Here is a 4,235-nt window from a genome sequence, read left to right as displayed (position 1 = left end):
ATCCGGACGTCGTCGAGCACGATGCGGCAGTGCGTGGCGGCGCGGCAGCCGAGCGGGGCCGCGACGGGCTCGATGCGGACGCCGGGCGCGTCGGTCGGCACCATCGCGGCGGCGCCGTCCGGCCCGTCGCCGTAGCGGCCGACGACCATGACGAGGTCGGCGTAGGCGGCCCCGGTGATCCACATCTTCTCGCCGGAGACGATCAGGTCGCCGCTGCCGTCCTCGGCCGGACGGATGCGGGTCGTCATGCCGCTGAGGTCGGAGCCCGCGCCGGGCTCGCTGAAGCCCACGCAGGCGAGCCGGCCGCTCGTCAGCTGCCCGAGGTAGCGGTGGCGCTGCTCGCGGTCGCCGAAGCGGCGGACGACCGCCGCGGCGATCCCCTGGACCGTCATCACGCTGCGCAGCGAGCTGCACAGGGCGCCGACGTGGGCGGTGAGTTCGCCGTTCTCCCGGCCGGTGCGGCCGGGCCCGCCGAAACGGGCCGGCACCTCGGCGCAGAGCACTCCCGTCGCACCGAGCTCGCGCAGCAGCTCGACGGGGATCCGGCCGGCCGCGTCCCAGGCGGCCGGCCCGTCGCCGACCAGGGCGTCGATCGCGGCGGTGTCGAAGCCCGTCGCGCCGGTGCCCGTGGCGGCCGTGCCCGTTCCGCCCGTACCGGTGGCGCCGCCGCTCATGCGTCCCCGGTCTCGCGCAGGCGCAGCACCATGGCCGCCATGGCGCGGATGCTGCGGAAGTTGTCCCGGTTCAGCTCGGCGCCGACGATCTCGATGTCGTACTCGTCCTCCAGGAACACCACCAGTTCCATGGCGAACATCGAGGAGATCGCGCCGGTGGCGAAGAGGTCCTGCTCGACCTCGGGTTCGGCGCCGGTGTGTCCGACGAGGAAGGCGCTCAGCGCCTGCTCGACGGCGGTCGTCCCGGTACCGGCGTTCGCGGTGGTCATGTGTCCGTACCTTTCGTAGTTCCGTGCTGGCCGTTCGGGGCCAGCCGTTTCGGGGAGGGCCGGTGTGCTCAGCCGTACGTGTAGAAGCCCCGGCCGGACTTGCGGCCGTGGTGCCCGTCGCGGACCTTCCGGAGCATCAGCTCGCAGGGGTCGCACTCGGGGTCGCCGGTGCGCTCGTGCAGGACCCGCAGCGAGTCGACGAGGTTGTCGATGCCGATCAGGTCGGCGGTGCGCAGCGGCCCGGTGGTGTGGCCGAGGCAGCCTTCCAGCAGCCCGTCCACCGTCTCGGCGGAGGCGACGCCCTCCTGCACGAGCATCGCGGCCCGGTTGATCAGCGGGTGCAGCAGCCGGTTGACGACGAAGCCCGGTGCGTCGTTGACCACCAGCGCCGTGCGGCCGAGCGCGGTCAACAGCGAGGTGACGGCGGTCATCGTGGCGTCGCCGGTGGCCCGGCCGCGGATCACCTCGACCATGGTGATCAGGTAGGCCGGGTTCATGAAGTGCACGCCGACGAGCTCCTCGCCGCGCGCCACCCAGCCCGCCATCTCGTCGATGGGGATGCACGAGGTGTTGGAGATCAGCAGGGTGCCGGGGGCGACCAGCCCGGAGACCTCGGTCAGCACCTCGCGCTTGACCTCGGCGACCTCCACGACGGCCTCGACGACGGCGGTCGCGTCGGCGATGTCGGCCGGCGAGGTGGTGGTGGCCAGTGTGCCGTGGGCGCGGCCCGTGGGGAGGGCCCCCAGCAGCTGGGCGTGCTTCAGCTTGCGGCGGATCGCCGTCCGGGCCGTGGCCAGGGTCGGCTCGTCGACGTCGACGAGGGTGACGTCCACGCCGTGGCCGAGGGCGAGGGCGGCGATGTTGGTGCCCATGACGCCGCCGCCGATGACGGCGAGGCGGTGCTGTTCGTGACGGTCAGTCATCGTGTCCCTCCCGGGTGGTGGTGAAGTGCTCGTCGAGCCAGGAGTCGACGGCCCGCGCGGTGGTCCCGGCGTGGGCGCCGATCAGGGTGAAGTGGTCGCCCGGAACGGTCACCGGGGTGAGGTCGCCGGAGAGGTCCCACGGGAGGCGGACGGCGCCGTCCCCGCCCTCGGGGCCGCCCGGCTCGCCGCCGTGGCGGACCAGCAGGGTCGGCAGGTCCGCGGTGTACGGGACGTGGCCGCGCCAGTCCTGGACGTAGTAGTGGGCGAGCGCGGTCAGCCAGTCGTCCCCGCCGATGCCGCCCGCGTCGACGCCCCCGGGGTTGCCCAGGAGCACGGCGGCCGGCAGGGTGCCGATGATCTCGTCGGGGGCACCGGCCGACTGCGGGGCGAAGCTGTCCAGCAGCACCAGCGCGGCGGGGCCCCGGCCCAGTTCGGCGAGGCGCACGGCGAGGGCCTGCGCGACCAGCCCGCCGGAGGAGTAGCCGACGAGGACGAACGGGCCGGCCTCCGGGGCGGTCTCCGGGGCGGCGAGCACCGTCCGGACGCACAGGTCGAGCAGCGCGTCCGGGCCGGCGGCCAGCGGCTCCCCCGCCGTGTAGCCGGGGATCACCGCGGACAGGACGTGCCGGGGGCGGCGGAAGCCCTGCACCACCCGGACGAACTCCTGGGCGTCGCCCGCGCCGAACGACGGCAGGCAGACGAGCGTCGGCCCGACGGTGTCCGCCGACCGGCGGGTGAGCGGGACCAGGGGCGGGACGCCCGCCAGCTCGTCCGCGCCGGCGAAGCGGGGCCGGAACCGGGCCAGCCCGGCGATCATCCGTACGGCGTCGGCGCCCTGGCCGAGGCCGTTCGCCCGCAGGTACAGGGCGGCCAGCGTCTCGGCGGCCGGTGTCGCGGTGTCCCCGGCCCGCCCCGTACCGTCCGCGGATTCCGGCGCGGCGGCCAGCGCGAAGCGGGGCGCGGCCCGCTCCGGTCCGCCGTCCTGCCGCACCGGGCCCTCGGCGAGCCGCCCCCCCAGGTACGCGGCCGTCAGGGCGGGGGTGGGGTGGTCGAAGACCAGCGGACCGCTCAGCCGCAGACCGGTGGCCCCGGCGAGCCGCTTGCGCAGCTCCAGGGCGCTCAGCGAGGTGAACCCCTGCTCCAGGAACGTGGCGTCCGGGTCGACGGCCGCCGCGTCCGGGTGGCCGAGCGCGGCGGCGGCGTGCTCCCGGACCACCTCCAGCAGGACCGCCTCCCGCTCCCGCGCCGACCGCGCCCCGCCGAGCCGGGCGGACAGCCGGACGGCGGCGGACGACCGCCGCGCACCGGCGCCCTCGTCGCCCGCGGACCCGTCACCGTCCCCGTCCTCCTGCTCCAGGACCCGCAGGGCGTCGGGAAGCGCGGAGAGCAGCGGGCTCGGCCGGTGCAGCGTGTACAGCGGCACGAACCGCGCCCAGTCGACGTCGGCGACGACGAGCAGCGTCTCGTCGTCGTCCAGCGCCTGGGCGAGCCCCTCGATGCCGCGCTCTGGAGCCATCGTCCGCAGCCCGTACGCGCTCAGCTGCTCACCCGCCTCCCCAGCGCCCATGCCGCCGCCGCCCCACAGGCCCCAGGCCACCGAGGTGGCCGCCAGTCCGGCCGCGCGCCGCCGCTCGGCCAGGGCGTCCAGCGCCGCGTTGGCGGCGCCGTACCCGGCCAGCAGCCCGCTGCCCCAGGTGGCGGCACCGGAGGAGAACAGCACGAAGGCGTCCAGCTCCAGTCCGCGCTCGACCGACAGCTCGTGCAGGTGCAGGGCGCCGCCGACCTTCACCTCGGAGACCTCCTGCAGCCCGGCGTCGGTCAGCGCGGCGACCGGCGCCCCGTGGCCGGTGCCCGCCGAGTGCACCACCGCCGACAGCGCGGGGCCGGTGGCGGCGACGCGGTCCAGCAGCGCGCCGACCGCGGGCCGCTCGGCGACGTCGCAGGCGACCACCTCGACGGCGCTGCCGAGGGCCGCCAGTGCGGCCGCCAGCTCGGGGACTCCGGGCGCGGCCGGGCCGGAGCGGCCGGCCAGCACCACGCGCGGGGTGCCGCGCTCGGCCAGCAGCCGCGCCGTCCGGCCGCCGATCAGGCCCGTACCGCCGGTGATCAGCGCCGTCCCGGCGGTCCGCCACGGCTCGGCGGAGCCGGCGGGTCCGGCGGGTCCGGCCGCCGGGCGCGGGGCGCGCACCAGGCGGCGCGCGAACGCCCCCGTGCCGCGCAGCGCGACCTGGTCCTCGCCCTCCGGCCCCGCGGCGAGCAGCCCGGCCAGCCGGTCCCCGGCCGAGGCGTCGAACCCGGCCGACGTGTCCGATCCGGCCGACGCGTCCGCCCCGGCCGGGAGGTCGACCAGGCCGCCCCACAGCTTGGCC

At 76.7% G+C, this 4,235-nt stretch carries 4 protein-coding genes; all 4 read right to left on the bottom strand.

From position 1 onward, the window contains the following. A partial coding sequence (locus ACFU6K_RS32685; protein WP_380669228.1) for an acyl-CoA dehydrogenase family protein occupies positions 1 to 674 on the bottom strand: 674 nt, incomplete at its 3' end. After that, positions 671 to 943 (bottom strand): acyl carrier protein, encoded by a 273-nt coding sequence (locus ACFU6K_RS32680; RefSeq protein WP_380669226.1) that lies wholly within the window; start codon positions 941 to 943, stop codon positions 671 to 673. The genes ACFU6K_RS32680 and ACFU6K_RS32685, both read right to left, overlap by 4 nt. 68 nt (positions 944 to 1,011) lie before the next feature. Next, positions 1,012 to 1,866 carry a 3-hydroxyacyl-CoA dehydrogenase family protein gene (locus tag ACFU6K_RS32675; protein ID WP_380669224.1) on the bottom strand — a complete coding sequence of 285 codons (855 nt, stop codon included), beginning with the start codon at positions 1,864 to 1,866 and terminating at the stop codon, positions 1,012 to 1,014. Continuing rightward, a partial coding sequence (locus ACFU6K_RS32670) for an SDR family NAD(P)-dependent oxidoreductase (RefSeq protein WP_380669222.1) occupies positions 1,859 to 4,235 on the bottom strand: 2,377 nt, incomplete at its 5' end. The genes ACFU6K_RS32670 and ACFU6K_RS32675, both read right to left, overlap by 8 nt.

Source organism: Kitasatospora sp. NPDC057512, assembly GCF_042802135.1.
Lineage (GTDB): Bacteria > Actinomycetota > Actinomycetes > Streptomycetales > Streptomycetaceae > Kitasatospora.
This window is presented reverse-complemented; position numbering and strand designations above follow the sequence as displayed.